This window comes from Actinophytocola sp., from assembly GCF_035942955.1.
Taxonomy (GTDB): Bacteria; Actinomycetota; Actinomycetes; order Mycobacteriales; family Pseudonocardiaceae; genus DASYTH01.
The window spans coordinates 15,173-30,820 of sequence record NZ_DASZCQ010000261.1 but is presented as its reverse complement, the minus strand read 5'-3'; the positions used below and the strand labels follow the sequence as shown (position 1 = coordinate 30,820).

At 73.3% G+C, this 15,648-nt stretch carries 14 protein-coding genes and 1 pseudogene; 8 read left to right on the top strand and 7 right to left on the bottom strand.

Annotated features, from left to right (window positions below; all coding sequences use genetic code 11):
• Positions 1 to 49: 49 nt before the first annotated feature.
• Entirely contained in the window at positions 50 to 952 is a 903-nt protein-coding gene (locus VGX25_RS26540) for a methylenetetrahydrofolate reductase (protein WP_326920629.1), read from the bottom strand.
• A 63-nt stretch (positions 953 to 1,015) separates the two neighbouring features.
• Between VGX25_RS26540 and VGX25_RS26535 the strand changes: the two genes are divergently transcribed.
• From VGX25_RS26535 to VGX25_RS26520, 4 genes and pseudogenes are all read left to right on the top strand, one after another.
• Positions 1,016 to 2,119, top strand: coding sequence for a polyprenyl synthetase family protein (locus VGX25_RS26535; protein WP_326920628.1), 1,104 nt, complete (start codon positions 1,016 to 1,018; stop codon positions 2,117 to 2,119).
• 2 nt (positions 2,120 to 2,121) lie between these two features.
• Complete coding sequence (crtI, locus tag VGX25_RS26530) at positions 2,122 to 3,579, top strand: phytoene desaturase family protein (protein ID WP_326920627.1); 1,458 nt, start codon at positions 2,122 to 2,124, stop codon at positions 3,577 to 3,579.
• A 339-nt stretch (positions 3,580 to 3,918) separates the two neighbouring features.
• Positions 3,919 to 5,322 (top strand): hypothetical protein, encoded by a 1,404-nt coding sequence (locus tag VGX25_RS26525; protein ID WP_326920626.1) that lies wholly within the window; start codon positions 3,919 to 3,921, stop codon positions 5,320 to 5,322.
• Positions 5,286 to 6,211: pseudogene (locus VGX25_RS26520) on the top strand (phytoene/squalene synthase family protein). Before VGX25_RS26525 ends, VGX25_RS26520 begins: the two are co-directional and overlap by 37 nt.
• A gap of 97 nt (positions 6,212 to 6,308) precedes the next feature.
• On the opposite strand, the gene VGX25_RS26515 reads toward VGX25_RS26520, so the two are convergent.
• Positions 6,309 to 6,677, bottom strand: a complete 369-nt coding sequence (locus VGX25_RS26515) for an Rv2175c family DNA-binding protein (protein WP_326920625.1) — start codon at positions 6,675 to 6,677, stop codon at positions 6,309 to 6,311.
• 96 nt (positions 6,678 to 6,773) lie between these two features.
• Between VGX25_RS26515 and VGX25_RS26510 the strand changes: the two genes are divergently transcribed.
• On the top strand, positions 6,774 to 8,933 hold the full coding sequence (locus VGX25_RS26510; RefSeq protein ID WP_414635973.1) for a Stk1 family PASTA domain-containing Ser/Thr kinase: 2,160 nt from the start codon (positions 6,774 to 6,776) through the stop codon (positions 8,931 to 8,933).
• 136 nt (positions 8,934 to 9,069) lie between these two features.
• Here VGX25_RS26510 and VGX25_RS26505 read toward each other — a convergent pair whose 3' ends face one another.
• Positions 9,070 to 10,458: a class II 3-deoxy-7-phosphoheptulonate synthase gene (locus tag VGX25_RS26505; RefSeq protein ID WP_326920623.1), complete on the bottom strand. Its 1,389-nt coding sequence runs from the start codon at positions 10,456 to 10,458 to the stop codon at positions 9,070 to 9,072.
• A gap of 60 nt (positions 10,459 to 10,518) precedes the next feature.
• Between VGX25_RS26505 and VGX25_RS26500 the strand changes: the two genes are divergently transcribed.
• Entirely contained in the window at positions 10,519 to 10,758 is a 240-nt protein-coding gene (locus VGX25_RS26500) for a hypothetical protein (protein WP_326920665.1), read from the top strand.
• The gene (locus VGX25_RS26495; protein WP_326920661.1) at positions 10,668 to 10,976 is read left to right on the top strand and encodes a hypothetical protein; all 309 of its coding nucleotides are present in this window, start codon (positions 10,668 to 10,670) and stop codon (positions 10,974 to 10,976) included. Before VGX25_RS26500 ends, VGX25_RS26495 begins: the two co-directional genes overlap by 91 nt.
• On the opposite strand, the gene VGX25_RS26490 is transcribed toward VGX25_RS26495, so the two are convergent.
• Complete coding sequence (locus tag VGX25_RS26490; protein WP_326920622.1) at positions 10,885 to 11,913, bottom strand: YafY family protein; 1,029 nt, start codon at positions 11,911 to 11,913, stop codon at positions 10,885 to 10,887. The two genes, VGX25_RS26495 and VGX25_RS26490, sit on opposite strands and share 92 nt — an antisense overlap.
• 63 nt (positions 11,914 to 11,976) lie before the next feature.
• On the opposite strand from VGX25_RS26490, the gene VGX25_RS26485 reads away from it, so the two are divergent.
• Positions 11,977 to 12,468, top strand: coding sequence for a VOC family protein (locus VGX25_RS26485; protein ID WP_326920621.1), 492 nt, complete (start codon positions 11,977 to 11,979; stop codon positions 12,466 to 12,468).
• Positions 12,469 to 12,471: 3 nt separating this feature from the next.
• Here VGX25_RS26485 and VGX25_RS26480 read toward each other — a convergent pair whose 3' ends face one another.
• The 3 genes from VGX25_RS26480 to VGX25_RS26470 all read right to left on the bottom strand — a co-directional run bounded on the left by VGX25_RS26480 (position 12,472) and on the right by VGX25_RS26470 (position 15,640).
• A complete protein-coding gene (locus VGX25_RS26480; protein ID WP_326920620.1) occupies positions 12,472 to 13,863 on the bottom strand; it encodes an amidase family protein in 1,392 nt (463 codons plus the stop codon).
• 138 nt (positions 13,864 to 14,001) lie between these two features.
• Positions 14,002 to 15,027 (bottom strand): 6-phosphofructokinase, encoded by a 1,026-nt coding sequence (locus VGX25_RS26475; protein ID WP_326920619.1) that lies wholly within the window; start codon positions 15,025 to 15,027, stop codon positions 14,002 to 14,004.
• Positions 15,028 to 15,136: 109 nt separating this feature from the next.
• A complete protein-coding gene (locus VGX25_RS26470) occupies positions 15,137 to 15,640 on the bottom strand; it encodes a polyadenylate-specific 3'-exoribonuclease AS (RefSeq protein ID WP_326920618.1) in 504 nt (167 codons plus the stop codon).
• Positions 15,641 to 15,648 lie beyond the last annotated feature (8 nt).

Here is a 15,648-nt window from a genome sequence, read left to right as displayed (position 1 = left end):
CGCAGTCAACCCGACATCCGCACCATTCGCCGAAACGCAACGACCGCATTCAATTCCGAAGAGGCGGACCTGTGCGGCTGGCGACCAGGCCAAGGCGGTCGACGACCTCCATGGTCGCCTTGGAGCGGTTGAACGTGTAGAAGTGCAGGGCCGGGACGCCCTCGGCGAGCAGGCGGTGGCACAGCTCGGTGACGATGTCCATGCCCTCGGCGCGGAAGGCGGGGGCGTCGTCGGCAAGGGGGTCGAGGCGGGACGCGATGGCGGGGGGGACCGGGGAGCCGGAGAGCTCGACGCTCTTGTGGAGGACCCGGGGGGTGGTGAGCGGCATGATGCCGGGCAGCAGGGGGGAGTCGCAGCCGCGCGCGGCCAGGCGGTCGCGGAGCCGCAGGAAGTCCTCGGGTTGGAAGAACAGCTGGGCGATCGCGAAGTCGGCGCCGGCGCGCAGCTTGCCGACCAGGTGGTCGGTGTCGGTCTCGAGATCGGTGGAGCGGGGGTGGCCGTACGGGAAGGCGGCCACGCCGACGCAGAAGTCGCCGAGGGAGCGGACGAGGCGCACCAGCTCCTCGGCGTAGTTGAGGCCTTCGGGGTGGCGCACCCAGTCGCCCATCGGATCGCCCGGCGGATCTCCGCGCAGCGCGAGGATGTTCCGGATCCCGAGCGCGGCGTACCAGCCGATCACGTTGCGCAGCTCGGCGATCGAGTGGTCGACGGCGCACAGGTGGGCCATGGGCACCAGGGTGGTCTCCCGCGCGACCCGGCCGGTGGTGCGGATCGTGCGGTCCCGGCTGGAGCCGCCGGCGCCGTAGGTCACCGAGACGAACGCCGGGTCGAGCCCTTCCAGCGAGCGGATCGCGTGCCACAGCCGACGTTCGTCCTCGTCGTCGCGAGGCGGCATGAACTCGACGGAGAACACGGGATGGTCGCGGCGCAGCCGTTCCACCACCGAGGTCATGCGCCCGAGAGTAATGGAGGCCCCGGAGCCCGGGTCACCCCCGTCACGGCGCACCATGGTCGAATGCCAGCCCCCTCCGAGCTGACCACGATCGACGACGCGGTCACGGCCAACGTCGAGGACGCCCTCGCCCGGTTCCTGACCGTGCGCCGGGCCGTCCTGACCGAGCGGGCGCCGGCCTTCGCCGACGCCGTCGACACGCTGTCGGGCTTCGTGCTCAACGGCGGCAAGCGCATCCGCCCGACGTTCGCGTGGTGGGGCTGGCGCGGCGCGGGCGGCGAGGCGGCCGGCGAACGGGCCGGCGCGGTGCTGTGCGCGGTGAGCGCGCTTGAGCTGCTGCAGGCCTGCGCCCTGATCCATGACGACCTGATTGACGCGTCGGACGTGCGCCGGGGCGCGCCGACGGTGCACGTCGCGTACGCCGGCGCCCACCGGGCCAAGGGCTGGCTGGGTGATCCGGAGCGGTTCGGCATGGCCGCCGCGATCCTGATCGGTGACCTCGCCCTTGCCTGGGCCGAGGACATGTTCGCCGGCTCCGGGCTCACCCCGGACCTGCTGGCCGGCGCCCGCGAGCCGTGGCAGACCATGCGCTCGGAGGTGCTCGCCGGGCAGTTCCTCGACGTGCTCGCGCAGGCCGAGGGCGACGAGTCGCCGGCGGCGGCGCTGGCCGTGGCGGAGATGAAGACCGCGGCCTACACGGTGGAGCGCCCGCTGCACCTCGGCGCGGCGCTGGCCGGGGCCGACTCGGGCACGGTGGCCGCGGTCCGCCGGTTCGGCGCCGACCTCGGCGTGGCGTTCCAGCTGCGCGACGATCTGCTCGGGGTGTTCGGCGACACCAGGGCCACCGGCAAGCCGGCCGGCGACGATCTCCGCGAGGGCAAGCGGACCCTGCTCGTGGCGCTCGGCATGCGGCACGCCGAGGAGGCCGGGCGGCACGCCGACGCGGACGCGCTGCGGGCCGCGCTCGGCGACCAGGAGCTGACCGCGGCGACGATCGAGCGGATCCGCGGCGTGCTCACCGATCTCGGCGCGGTGGCCGCCGTCGAGCGGCGCATCGAGACGCTCACCGCGTCGGCGATGGACGCACTGGCCGCCGCGGACCTGGCCGAGCCGGCGGCCACCCGGCTGGCCGAGCTGGCCGTCGCGGCCACCGCCCGGGACCGCTGACGGTGCGGCGGGTCCCCGGGCGCACCGATCACGTGGTAGTCGTCGGCGCCGGCCTGGCCGGGCTGTCGGCCGCGCTGCACCTGCTCGGCGCCGGGCGCCGGGTCACCGTGCTGGAAGCCGAGGACGGCCCCGGCGGTCGCGCCGGTCAGTCCACAATGGACGGCTATACGGTCGACACCGGCGCGTCCGTGCTGACCATGCCGGAGCTGGCGGACGAGGCCCTCGCCGCGGTCGGCGCGTCGCTGGCCGGCCGGGTCGAGCTGGTCCGGCTCGACCCGGCCTACCTCGCGCACTTCGCCGACGGCAGCGCGATCGCCGTGCACACCGACGGCGACGCCATGGCGGCCGAGGTGCGCCGGGTCGCGGGCGCCCGGGATGCCGCGGGCTACCTTCGGCTGCGGGCCTGGCTGACCGAGCTGTACCGGGTGCAGCGCGACCGGTTCATCGGCGCCAACTTCGACTCGCCGCTCGACCTGCTGGTCCCCGAGCTGGCCAGGCTGGTGGCGCTGGGCGGGTTCGGCCGGCTGGGCCCGGCGGTCGGCCGGTTCCTGCGCGACGAGCGGCTGCGCCGGCTGTTCTCCTTCCAGTCGCTCTACGCCGGGGTGCCGCCGGCTCGGGCGCTGGCCGCGTACGCCGTGATCGCCTACATGGACACCGTGGCCGGGGTGTACTTCCCGAAGGGCGGGGTGGGCGCGGTCGCCGGGGCGATGGCCGGCGCGGCGGCCGAGGCCGGGGCGACGCTGCGGTACGCGACGCCGGTGCGGGCCGTTGAGCGGCGCGGCGCCCGGATCGTCGCGGTGCACACCGGCGAGCGGATCCCCTGCGACGCCGTGGTGCTGACCCCCGACCTGCCGGTGAGCTACCGCCTGCTGGGCATCGCCCCGCGCCGGGCGGCGCGCTGGTCGCCCTCGGCGGTGGTGCTGCACGCCGGCCTGACCGCGACGTGGCCGTGCCTCGCCCACCACACGGTGCTCTTCGGCGCGCACTGGGACCGGACCTTCGACGAGATCACCGTGCGCGGCCGGTTGATGAGCGACCCCTCCCTGCTGGTGACCCGGCCGACGGCGACCGACCCGACCATGGCGCCGCCGGGCCGGCAGCTCGTCTCGGTGCTCGCCCCGTGCCCCAACACCCGGGTGGGCCCGGTCGACTGGGCCAGGGTCGGGCCGGCCTACCGGGCCGAGCTCGGCCGCGTGCTCGAGGCCCGCGGGCTGGCCGGGTTCGACGCCGCCGTCGAGGTCGAGCGGCTGGTCACCCCGGCCGACTGGGCGCGGCGCGGCCTGGCCGCCGGCACACCGTTCTCGCTGGCCCACACGTTTCGCCAGACCGGCCCGTTCCGGCCGCGCAACCTGGTGCCCGGCATCGACAACGCCGTGCTCGCCGGCTGCGGCACCACCCCGGGTGTCGGCATCCCGCCGGTGCTCGTCTCCGGACGGCTGGCGGCAATGAGAATCACTTGACAGACAAGGTGCCAGGGCATCCCGCGGCACCCGGGGTGACCATCGAGGGCGCCCCGGCCGAAGGCGGGGCCCGGAGCGGGTCGGGTGATCGACCGGTGGGTGGGCCCCGCCGCAGCGATTGCGGCGGGGCGCAGATCGCGATGACCACTGAGACCAACGAGGCCCGGTTCGTGAAACTCGTGTGGGATCCTTGCACCAACCAACGGAACCTCAGGGGACCGTGACGGCACCGGACAACCGCACCCTTCGCTGGAACGCGGCGACAGCAGTTGGTTCCGGAGAGGCGGACCGGATGCCGCACACTGGGTGACGGACACCGGCGGCGAGGTGGGAGCAAGGATGGATCTGGGACGGCGAGGGTGGTCCAGGCTCGTCGCCCTGCTCGGGATCGTGGCCATGCTGTGCGCCGCCTGCCGCAACGAGGTCAGCGGCCAACCCGAGCCCGCCGTCATCCCGGAGCTGACCGCCGCCGAGTCGATCACCCAGTCGCTGCTGAACTTCGGCGAGGCCGGGACCGTGCACTACCGGGGCACGCTCACCTCGGCGTCGGACGAGAAGATCACCTTCGACCTCACCGTGTCGAACGCCGGGGAGGTGCTCGGCACGGTGACCGTGGACGACGCGCCGGGCAACGTCCTGGTGGTCAACAAGACGCTGTACGTCAAGGCCCCGGCCGCGTTCTGGGCGGCGCTGCGCGGCATCGGCAACGGTCAGGACAAGGGCACGGCCATCGCCGACCGGTGGGTCAAGCTGCCGCCGGTGCTGCTCGGCGTGGAGTTCGGCGAGATGCTCACGCCCGACCTGGTGAGCCAGAACCTGGCCAAGGAGCCGGTGACCGGAGGGGACGGCGCCCTCGCCGAGCGGCCCAAGTCCACCGAGTCCGGCCTCCAGGTGATCAAGGTTCCGCTGGACCTCGGCGCGATGTTCCTGGCCGCGGAGCCGCCGCACGGCATGGTCAAGCTCGCGCTGTCCCGGTTCGGCAACACCGACAACACCCGGGTCGAGGACCTGGTCGCCGAGGTGGCCGACACGACGGGCGAGGCCGGCAAGTTCTACCAGGAGCTGGCCGCCCAGGCCGCGCAGCTCACCACCGCGGTGGACGCGCTGACCACGGTCGAGCAGGGGCCGCACCGGTTCGACGCGTGCGGGCCGGAAAGCTGCTCGCTGATCGTGGAGTTCACCAACACGGCGAAGGTGCCGGTCCGGGTGCACGTCAAGGCCAACTGGACCGGGGACGAGGCGCCGCTCGGCTCGTGCGAGATCGAGGTCGGCCCGGTCGCCCCCGGCCAGCCCGGCACCGCGACCTGCACGCTGGCCACCCCGGAGTGGGTGGAGTTCTGGAAGCGCGCGCACTCGGTGGTCGGCACCCATCCCTACGGCGCGTCCTGGGCCCCGCTGGTCCTCGCCGACCCGCCCGACCTGTCGTCGATCTCCGGCAAGGCGCAGGCCAAGCCCGCCGACCCGAAGGACCGCAAGACCGAGGGCAGCCACTACGTCTACTCGATCTCCTACGCCGACAAGGTGTGGAAGTACGGCGTGGTCGGCAGCAAGTACTGGCAGGATCACGCCACCGGCCAGCTGCGCACCTGCCTGGCCACCAACCGGGCGGTGTGCGGCTACTCCCTGGTCACCGCCACCGACAACGCGGCGTCGGCGTACGCCCTCGAGAAGCAGCTGGTCGACGCCTACCGTTCGGACAAGGGTGGCTGCCCGGCGGGCCAGTGGGTCAGCTGCACCCGGTGAGGTCGGCATACCGGGAGTGCCGGCGGATCAACGCGCGGCACGGGCGCACCTACTTCCTGGCGACCAGGATGCTGCCGGCGGACCGGCGGCCGGCGGTGCACGCGCTGTACGGGTTCGCCCGGGTGGCCGACGAGATCGTGGACGCGCCCGGCGCCGACCTTGCCACCAGGGCCCGCGCGCTCGACGCGCTGGCCGCCGAGCTGCGGGTGGCGCTCGACGGCGGGCCCGCCCGACCGGTGCTCGTCGCGCTGGCCGACACCGTGCGGCGGTACGGGATCCGGGTGGAGCTGCTCACCGAGTTCCTCGCCTCGATGCGGATGGACCTGACCGTCACCGACTACGCGTCGTTCGCCGAGCTGGCGCGGTACATGCACGGCTCGGCCGGGGTGATCGGGCTGCAGCTGCTGCCGGTGCTCGGCACCGTCGGACCGATCGCGGCCGCCGAGCCGGCGGCCAGCGCGCTCGGCGAGGCGTTCCAGCTGACCAACTTCCTGCGGGACGTGGGCGAGGACCTCGACCGCGGCCGGGTGTACCTGCCGGCCGAGGAGCTGGCCGCGTTCGGTGTCGACCGGTCGAGGCTGGTCCGGGCGCGCCGCACCGGCCGGCCCGACCCCGCGATCCGCCGCGCGCTGGCCCACCTGGTCGCATACACACCTACGCCGTGTACCGCACCGCCGAGCCCGGGATCGCCTTGCTGCGCCCCGAGTCCCGGCCGTGCGTGCGCACCGCCAGCACGCTCTACCGCGGCATCCTGGACGAGATCGTCGCCGCCGACTACGCCGTGCTCGACCGCCGGGTCGCCGTGCCCGCGCGCCGCCGGGCACTGGTCGCCGCCGCCGGTCTGACGGCCGCGCTGCTTGCCCCGAGGGTGATTCAGAACTCCGACTAGCGAGGGTGGACCGGAGGCCCGCCCGAGCGGTCGGACACGCAACCGCAGGACCACGCACGCACCGCCCGCGTTCTGAACAACCCTCATCCGAATCGGCTCAGAACGCCAGCGCCTGTGCCCGGCGTTTGACCTCGGTGCCGCGGTTGGTGCGCAGTGCCTCGATCGGCGTGCCGGGGAGGGAGTCGTCGGCGGTGAACAACCACCGAACGATCTCGTCCCGGGTGAACCCGGAGTCGGTGAGCACGGTGATCGTGCCGGGCAGGCCCTTGACGATGGCGCCGTCGTCGGTGAGGAAGGCGGTCGGGACGACCAGCTCGCTGCCGCGCCGGATCGCGATCAGGTGGCCGTCCCGCAGAGCCTGCTGGACCCTGGTGACCGGTAGGCCGAGCCGCTGCGCCGTTTCGGGCAGCGTCAGCACCTCCACCGCGGGGTCGAGCACGTCCTCAGCGGCCGGGATCTGACTCACGCCGAACAGGGTGCCATACCCGCGGCCCTGCGGCGATGAATCAACGGGCGCAAGCGGGTTGGTTACAAATGTGAGGGTTGACCACGCGGCCGGCTCATGCTCCGTACGATCGCGGTCGTGGAGGACGCAGCCAGCCTCGCCGGAGCCCTGCTCGAGCAGCGATACCGGGTCGACGCGCTGCTCGCCCGCGGCGGGATGTCGTCGGTCTACCGCGGCGTGGACACCAGGCTGGACCGGCCGGTCGCGATCAAGGTGATGGACCCGCGGTTCGCCGCCGACCGGGCCTTCGTCGACCGGTTCGAGCGCGAGGCCCGGTCGGCGGCCAGGATCCACCATCCGAATGTCGTGGCCGTGCACGACCAGGGGCTCGACGGCGACCACGTCTTCCTGGTCATGGAGCTGGTCGACGGGGGCACGCTGCGCGACCTGCTGGCCGAGCGCGGCGCGCTGGGTGTCCCGCTGGCTCTGTCGATCATGGAGCCGGTGCTCGGCGCGCTCGCCGCCGCGCACCGGGCCGGGCTGGTGCACCGCGACGTGAAGCCGGAGAACGTGCTGATCGGCGCGAACGGCGCGGTCAAGGTGGGCGACTTCGGCCTGGTCCGCGCGGTCGCCAGCGCGGGCACGACGAGCAGCAGCGTCATCCTCGGCACCGTCGCCTACCTGTCGCCCGAGCAGGTCACCACCGGCACCGCCACCGCGCGCGGCGATGTGTACTCGGCGGGCATCCTGCTCTACGAGATGCTCACCGGCACTCCGCCGTACACCGGGGACAACGCCCTGTCCATCGCGTACCGGCACGTCAACGACGACGTCCCGGCGCCGACCCCGGCCAGCGGCGCCCTGCCCGCGGAGCTGGCGGAGCTGGTGCTGCGGGCCACCCGCCGGGACCCGTCGGCCCGTCCGCTCGACGCCGGCGCGTTCCTGCTCGAGCTGCAGCGGATCCGCGCCACCGTGCCGATTCCGGCGGTGCCGATTCCGGTGCCGCGCCACCACCTCGTGGACCGCACGCTGCCGGTGACCGCCGAGGACCAGGTCCGCGCGCTCGGCCTGGAGGTGCCGATCGACGCCGGCTCGACCTCGGGCACGCTCGACGCGCACGGTCCGGACGCCGGGACCGTCGCCCCGGTCGCGTCGGCCACGCTGGTAAGCCATGCACCGCAAGGGTTCCAGGCGGTCGGACCGCGCGGCACCAAGGCCTGGCTGCGCACCGACCTCGAGCCGCCCGGCCCGCCCCCCGGTGCGCCGCCGAGCGCGCCGGTGCCGGTGCTGACCGCGGCCCCGCCGCCGTTCACCCCGCAGAGCCCCCCGTACGGCACGCACCCGCCGACCGGTGGCCAGCCGGTGCATGCGCCGCCCCGGCCGCCCAACCGCAACCGGCGGATCGTGCTGTTGAGCCTCGTCGGCGTGCTCGTCGTGGCCCTGGTGAGCACGGCGACCTGGTGGTTCGCCGCCGGACGCTGGACGTCGGTGCCCAGCGTCGCCGGCCTCGACCGGGCCAGCGCCGAGCGGCAGCTCACCGAGTCCGACCTGAGCCCGCAGCTGGTCCAGGTGCGGCACAACGACATCGCGGCCGGCCTGGTGATCACGACGGAGCCGGCCGGCGGGGCCGAGGCGCTGCGCGGCGACCAGATCAAGCTGATCGTCTCGATGGGCCGCCCGAAGGTCCCCAACGTCAAGCCGGGCATCGCCTTCGAGGAGGCGGCGCGGGCCCTCGAGGACGCCGACCTGCAGCCGCAGCGCGACGACGGGCGCAACGAGTTCAACGACACCGTGCCCAAGGGCGCCGTGGTCGGGCTGGATCCGGCGCCGGGCACCGAGCTGACCATCGACACCCCGGTCAAGATCGTCGTGAGCAAGGGGCCCAAGCCCAAACCGGTTCCTGACGTCCGCGGCAAGACCCGCGACGAGGCGTTCCAGGTGCTGCGCGAGGCGGGCTTCGAGCCGTTCGACGCCGGCGCGGAGTTCGCCGGCGACGTCGACGGCGGCAAGGTGGTCCGCACCAACCCGCCGGCCGGCAAGGAGCTGGGCGACACCGACGGCAAGCGGGTCGGGGTGTTCCTGTCCAGCGCGGTCACCGTGCCCGACGTGTCGCAGCGGACGGTCACCGAGGCCCGCAACGCGCTGCAGGCGCTCGGCCTGCAGGTGGAGGCCGCCCACCTGGCGCCGCCCGACCAGAGCCGCGTCATCGCCCAGAACCCGCTCCCGGGCTCCCGGGTCGAGGCCGGCTCCAAGGTGTCGATCTTCGGCTTCCCCTGATTCCCCTTCGGCCTGCAGGTCCTGCTCGACCAGTCCGGCGTGTTGGCGCCTGGCGTCGCTGTGTTTGCGCCTGGCGTCGTCGTGTTGGCCGCGCACGACGCCAACACGACGACGTGAGCGGCAAACACGCCGGATATCAAGATCTGAGCATCTCGGCGACGAGGAAGGCGAGCTCCAGCGACTGCTGGGTGTTCAACCTGGGGTCGCAGGCGGTCTCGTAGCGGCCGTGCAGGTCGGCGTCGGAGATGTCCTGGGCGCCGCCGAGGCATTCGGTGACGTCCTCGCCGGTGAGCTCGATGTGGATGCCGCCGGGGTGGGTGCCCAGCCGGCGGTGCACCTCGAAGAAGCCCTGGACCTCGTCGACGATCCGGTCGAAGTGGCGGGTCTTGTAGCCGGTGGACGACTCGTAGGTGTTGCCGTGCATGGGGTCGCACTGCCAGATGACCTTGTGCCCGGAGGCGGTGACCTCCTGGATGATCGGCGGCAGCACCTCGCGCACCTTGGCGTGGCCCATCCGGCTGATCAGCGTCAGCCGTCCGGGAACCCGGTGCGGGTCGAGCCGCTTGACGTACTCCACGGCCTGATCCGGCGTGGTGGTCGGGCCGATCTTGACGCCGATCGGGTTGGCCAGCAGCTCGGCGAAGGCGATGTGGGCGCCCTCGAGCTGCCTCGTCCGCTCCCCGACCCACAGGAAGTGCGAGGACAGGTCGTACAGCCTTGGCTCGTCGCCGGTGGTGTCCAGCCGGAGCATGGCGCGCTCGTAGTCCAGCAGCAGCGCCTCGTGGCTGGCGAAGATCTCCGTGGTGTGCAGGGTGCTGTCCTGCACGCCGCAGGCCGCCATGAACCGCAGGCCCCGGTCGATCTCGGTGGCCAGGGCCTCGTAGCGCTGCCCGGCCGGCGAGATGCGCACGAAGTCCTTGTTCCACTCGTGCAGGTTGCTCAGGTCGGCCATGCCGGCCGCGGTGAGCGCGCGCAGCAGGTTCATCGCCGCGCCGGCGTTGGCGTAGGCGCGGATCATGCGGCCGGGGTCGGGGACCCGCGCCTCGGGCGTGGCCACCAGCGAGTTGATGATGTCGCCGCGGTACGCCGGGAGTCCCAGGTGGTCGGTCGGCTTCGAGCGCGGCTTGGCGTACTGGCCGGCGAACCGGCCGACCTTGACCACCGGCATGCTCGCGCCGTAGGTCAGCACGACGGCCATCTGCAGCAGCGTGCGGACGTTGCCCCGGATGTGCGGCTCGGTGTTGTCGGCGAACGTCTCCGCGCAGTCCCCGCCCTGCAGCATGAACGCCTCGCCGAGGGCGACCTCGGCCAGCCGCTCGCGCATCCGGTCGATCTCGGCGGGCACGGTGATCGGCGGGACGCTCTCCAGCACGGTGCGGACCTGGCGCACCAGCTCCGGGTCGGGCCACTCCGGCTGCTGGGCGGCCGGCCGGGCGAGCGCGTCGTCGAGCCGGGTTCGCAACGTCGGGGGCAATGGGGGCAGCTCGGGCAGCGTGTCCACCGGCACGTCCACGGTCCAGTTCACATGCCAAGGGTAGGAGGTAATGACTTGATCGTGACGGGCCGGGGTGATTGCGTTCTCCGCGTGACCCCGACGCTGTACGAGTGGGCGGGCGGCGCCGCGGCCCTGCGGAAGCTGTTCGAGCGGTTCTACGAGCGGGTGCGGGCCGACGACCTGCTCGCTCCGGTGTTCGCCGGCATGGATCCCGAGCACCCGAGCACGTTGCGGCCTGGCTGGGCGAGGTCTTCGGCGGGCCCAAGGACTACTCGACCACGCGCGGCGGGCACGCCCACATGGTCAGGCGCCACCTCGGCCGGGCGCTGACCGAGCAGCATCGCCGGCGGTGGCTGGCCCTGCTGCTGGACACCGCCGACGAGGTCGGGCTGCCGGACGACCCGGAGTTCCGGGCGTCGTTCGTGGGCTATCTGGAGTGGGGCACCCGGATGGCGGTCATGCTCTCCCAGCCGGGCGTCGAGGCGCCCGCCGAGTCGCCGATGCCGGCCTGGGACTGGGCCCTTCCGCCGTACCGGCCGCCCGGCTGACCCGGTCGCAGAGCGCCCGCAGGTAATCGATCAGCTCGGGCGGCTCGTGCACCTCGAACTCGCAGCCCAGCGTCGCCAGCCGCAGCGCGAGCCAGTCCAGGGTGTCGGTGTGGCCGCGCAGCCGGCAGCTGTGCTCGTCGATCGGCTCGAGGTCGACCGCGCCGTCGCCGAGGCGGGCGGCCATCCGCTCGATCGGCGCGTGCAGGGTGGCCTCCGCGCGGTAGACCGGGGCGAGCCCGGACAGCGTGCGTGTGACGAACGCGGCGGCGTCCTCGGCGGGCAGCTTGCGCGGGGTGATCCGGGCTCCGGTCGCCGCGGGCGCGGAGATCCGGTCGACCCGGAAGATCCGCCAGTCGTTGCGGTCGAGATCGAAGCCGACGAGGTACCACCTGCGGCCGGCGGAGACCAGGCGGTGCGGCTCGAGGTGCCGCCGGCTCTCGGCGCCGCCGGCGCCCCGGTACGCGAAGCGCAGCCGCTCCCGGTTGGCGATGGCGGTGGCCAGCAGGGTCAGCGCTGCGGGCTCGACGGTCGGCCGGTTCCAGGCCAGCATCGGGACGGTGGCGGTGGTCAGCGCGCCGACCCGGTACCGCAACCGGGACGGCAGCACCTGCTCGAGCTTGGCCAGCGCCCGCACGGACGCCTCCTCGATGCCGCCGACGGCGTGCGCGGCGGCCGTGCGCAGGCCGACCGCGATCGCCACCGCCTCCTCGTCGTCGAGCAGCAGCGGCGGCATGGCCGCGCCCGCGCCCAGCCGGTACCCGCCGTCGGCGCCCATCGTGGCCTGCACCGGATAGCCGAGGTCGCGCAGCCGCTCGACGTCCCGGCGGATCGTGCGCCGGCTGACCCCGAGGCGCTCGGCCAGCTCGCCGCCCGACCACTCGCGCGGGGTCTGCAGCAGGGACAGCAGGGCGAGCAGCCGGGCCGACGTCTCACTCACGGCGTCAAGAATGCCAGCGATGTAGGACAGATTCTGACCTACATGGCCGATACCGTGGCCGGCATGAACACGATCAAACCGATTCCCGACGGCTACACCGCCGTGACGCCCTGGCTGATCTCCAAGGACACCGCCCGGCTGATCGACTTCGTGACGATGGCGTTCGACGCCGAGGAGAAGGCCCGCGTGCACAACGAGGACGGCAGCATCGGCCACGCCGAGGTGGTGATCGGCGGCGCGGTGGTGATGATGTTCGACGCCCGCCCGGAATGGCCGGACACCCCGGGGTTCCTCCGGTTGTACGTCGAAGACGGCGACGCGGTGTTCCGGCGGGCGCTGGCGGCCGGGGCCACCCCGGTGACCGAGCTGACCGAGCTGTTCTGGGGCGACCGGGTCGGGCGGGTACGCGACCCGCTTGGCAACCTCTGGTGGATCCAGCAGCGCGTCGCCGAGCCGGACGCCGACGAGCTGGCGCGCCGGGCCGCGGCACCCGAGTTCATCGAGGCGATGCGGTACGTGCAGAGCGCCGAGATCTGGCCGCCGGCTCGTGATTGAGCACTACAGCGGGGGCCGGTCGCCCGTCCACGGGTGGGCGCGCTCGTACTGGCCGGCGAGGGACAGCAGCAGCCGCTCGGAGAAGGCCGGGCCTATGAGCTGGACGCCGATCGGCAGGCCCGCGGAGTCGCGGCCGACCGGCACCGCGGCCGCCGGGTAGCCGAGCACGTTCCAGGTGGGGAAGTACGGGATCCCCATGGAGACGCCGGCGAGCGTGTTGGCCACCCCGGCGCCGTGGTACCGGCCGATCCGCGGCTGCCGCCGGGTCCACCCGGGCTGCAGGATGACGTCGTAGTCGGCGAAGAACCCCTGCATCCGACTGTCCAAATCGGACTCGGCGGCCAGGGCCCAGGCCAGCGTCCGGTCCGGGACTCGGCGGCCGAGCGCGGCGATCCGCCGGGTGCGCGGCTCCAGCCACTCCGGGTGCGGCAGGCCGGCCACGTCGTCGGCCACCCCGCGCAGCCAGCGGACCAGGAACTGCGGGGACGGCCGGGCGCCGAGCGGCGGGTCGGCCACGACCACGTCGTGGCCGAGCGCGCTGAGCCGCTCGGCGGCGTCCTCGGCGGCCCGCTTGCGCTGCGCCTCCATCGGCGGGTTGCCAAGCGGCGTGCGCCAGGACAGCGCGATCCGCAGCCGGCCGGGGTCGGCGTCGGCCGCGGCCCGGTAGGTGCCGGACTCGCCGTCGCCGAGCGCGGCCCGCACGTCGGCGACCACGTCCAGCATGGCGGCGGCGTCGGCGACCCGGCGGCCGAGCGGGCCGATCACCGCCAGCCCGTGCCAGTGCTCCTCCGGGCCGGTGTCGATGAGCCCGCGGGTGGTCTTGAGGCCGAAGATGCCGCACGCCCCCGCCGGGATGCGGATCGACCCCCCGCCGTCGGAACCCGTTGCCACGCCGACGATCCCGGCGGCCACCGCGGCGGCCGAACCGCCAGACGAGCCGCCGGGGGTGTGGTCGAGGTGCCACGGGTTGCGGGTCGCGCCGTGGGTCAGCGACTCGGTGAACGGCCACAGGCAGCGGTCCGGGGTGCGCGTGTGCCCGACGATCACCGCGCCGGCCGAGCGCAACCGGGCCACGGCCGGGCTGTCCTGCTCGGCGGGCGGGAACTGCGGGCGCCCGCCCATGCCGGTCACGTCGCCGGCGACGTCGAGGTCGTCCTTGACCGCCACCGGCACGCCGAGCAGGGGCGTGCGCTCCCCCGCGTCGATCCGCTCCTGCGCGGCCGCCGCGGCCCGCCCGGCCTGCTCGGCGTAGACGATCCGGAACGCGTTCAGGCTCGGGTCGAGCGCCTCGATCCGGCGCAGCACCGCCGCGGTCAGCTCGGGCGACGACACCGCGCCGTCCCGCAACGCGGCCGCCTGCGCGTCCGCCCCGGCCCACAGCAACTCGTCGGCCATTCCGCCTCTCCGGGATTTTTATGCGGTTGTTGCGTCCCAGCGAGCGGTCCGGTTGTCAGGTTGATTGTGGCTGGGTGCCGTCACGGTACCCCTGAGCTGCGATTGGCAGGACCAAGACCTCACGCGTTGGTCCATTACCTAGCCGAAGAAGACCTCGGCCTCCTCGTAGCGCTCCAGCGGCACGGTCTTCAGCTCGGCGGTGGCCTCGGCCAGCTTGACCCGCACGATGTCGGTGCCGCGCAGGGCGACCATCACGCCGAAGTCGCCGTCCCGGACCGCGTCCACCGCGTGCAGCCCGAACCGGGTGGCCAGCACCCGGTCGTAGGCAGTGGGGGTGCCGCCGCGCTGGGTGTGGCCGAGCACCACGGCCCGCGACTCGGCGCCGGTGTGCTTGGCGATCTCGTCGGCCAGCCAGGCCCCGATGCCGCCGAGCGCGACGTGGCCGAACGCGTCCTTCTCCCCGCGGGCCAGCACCTCGGCGCCGCCCTCCGGGACCGCGCCCTCGGCCACCACGATGATCGGCGCGAACTGCCGCTCGAAGCGCCGCTTCACCCACTCGACGACCTTCTCCACGCTGAACGGCCGCTCCGGCACCAGGATCACGTTGGCGCCGCCGGCCAGCCCGGAGTGCAGCGCGATCCAACCCGCGTGCCGGCCCATCACCTCGACCACCAGCGCTCGGTGGTGCGACTCGGCCGTGGTGCGCAGCCGGTCGATCGCCTCGGTCGCGATGTGCACCGCCGTGTCGAAGCCGAACGTGTAGTCGGTGGCGGCCAGGTCGTTGTCGATGGTCTTCGGCACGCCGACGACGCCGACGCCGTCGTCGGTGAGCCGCTTGGCCACCCCGAGGGTGTCCTCGCCGCCGATCGCGATCAGCGCGTCCACCTGGTGCTCGGCCAGCACGCCCTTGATCCGGTCGACACCGCCCTCGTCGCGGTACGGGTTGGTCCGCGACGAACCGAGGATCGTGCCGCCCCTAGCCAGGATGTCCTCGACGTCGGTGAGCCCCAGCGGCCGCAGGTTGCCCTCGAGCGGACCCTGCCAGCCGTTGCGGAACCCCACGACGTCCCACTCGTACGTCTCGATTCCCTTGCGAACCACCGCCCTGATCACGGCGTTCAACCCCGGACAGTCACCACCACCGGTGAGCAAGCCAACGCGCATGTGCGCCATCCTCCATCAAGCGGCTCGAGACAGACTCGCCCCAAAACTGAACCACGCTGTTCCGCCGCCAGGGTCCCACCAGCTTGATCGGTGCAGCAACCGACCCCGGTTAAGTGGCGGGAAATCCTCGGCGAACGCGCTCGGCCTCGATCACCCGCCAGCGGGCGAGGTTGTGTCGGGCGTCGGCGAGCGCGTCGTGCGCGTCGTCGGGCGGTACCGGAAGGGGCGGCTTGCCGACGTCCTCCCAGCGTTGCCGCAACTCCCGGGTGAACCGCGGCAGCGCCCTCGGCAGCGCCGGCATGTCGCCCCACAACTGGGCGAGCGCGACGTGGTCGTAGGCGGCGAACCAGGCCCACAGCTCGACCTTCTCGCCGTGCGGGCTGAGGAACTTGATCAATCGCTCGCGGATGGTCTTGCGGTCGCACCACGCCGGGTCGGCCGGCGGCGGCAGCTTGGCCAGCACGTGCTCGCGCACCCAGCCGCCGGCCTTGGACGCGTCGAACTCGGTGGACACCGCGTAGAACTCGCGCCCGTTCTCGTCGACGACACCGATCGACACCAGGTCGATGGTCACCCCATCCTCGATGAACTCGGTGTCGTAGAAGAAACGCATCGGCGAAG

Bases quoted from the DNA above. Each gene is read 5' to 3' on its own strand.
- VGX25_RS26540 (WP_326920629.1), bottom strand. From the start codon at position 952: ATGACCTCGGTGGTGGAACGGCTGCGCCGCGACCATCCCGTGTTCTCC.
- VGX25_RS26535 (WP_326920628.1), top strand. From the start codon at position 1,016: ATGCCAGCCCCCTCCGAGCTGACCACGATCGACGACGCGGTCACGGCC.
- VGX25_RS26525 (WP_326920626.1), top strand. From the start codon at position 3,919: ATGGATCTGGGACGGCGAGGGTGGTCCAGGCTCGTCGCCCTGCTCGGG.
- VGX25_RS26510 (WP_414635973.1), top strand. From the start codon at position 6,774: ATGCTCCGTACGATCGCGGTCGTGGAGGACGCAGCCAGCCTCGCCGGA.
- VGX25_RS26485 (WP_326920621.1), top strand. From the start codon at position 11,977: ATGAACACGATCAAACCGATTCCCGACGGCTACACCGCCGTGACGCCC.
- VGX25_RS26480 (WP_326920620.1), bottom strand. From the start codon at position 13,863: ATGGCCGACGAGTTGCTGTGGGCCGGGGCGGACGCGCAGGCGGCCGCG.
- VGX25_RS26475 (WP_326920619.1), bottom strand. From the start codon at position 15,027: ATGCGCGTTGGCTTGCTCACCGGTGGTGGTGACTGTCCGGGGTTGAAC.
- VGX25_RS26470 (WP_326920618.1), bottom strand. From the start codon at position 15,640: ATGCGTTTCTTCTACGACACCGAGTTCATCGAGGATGGGGTGACCATC.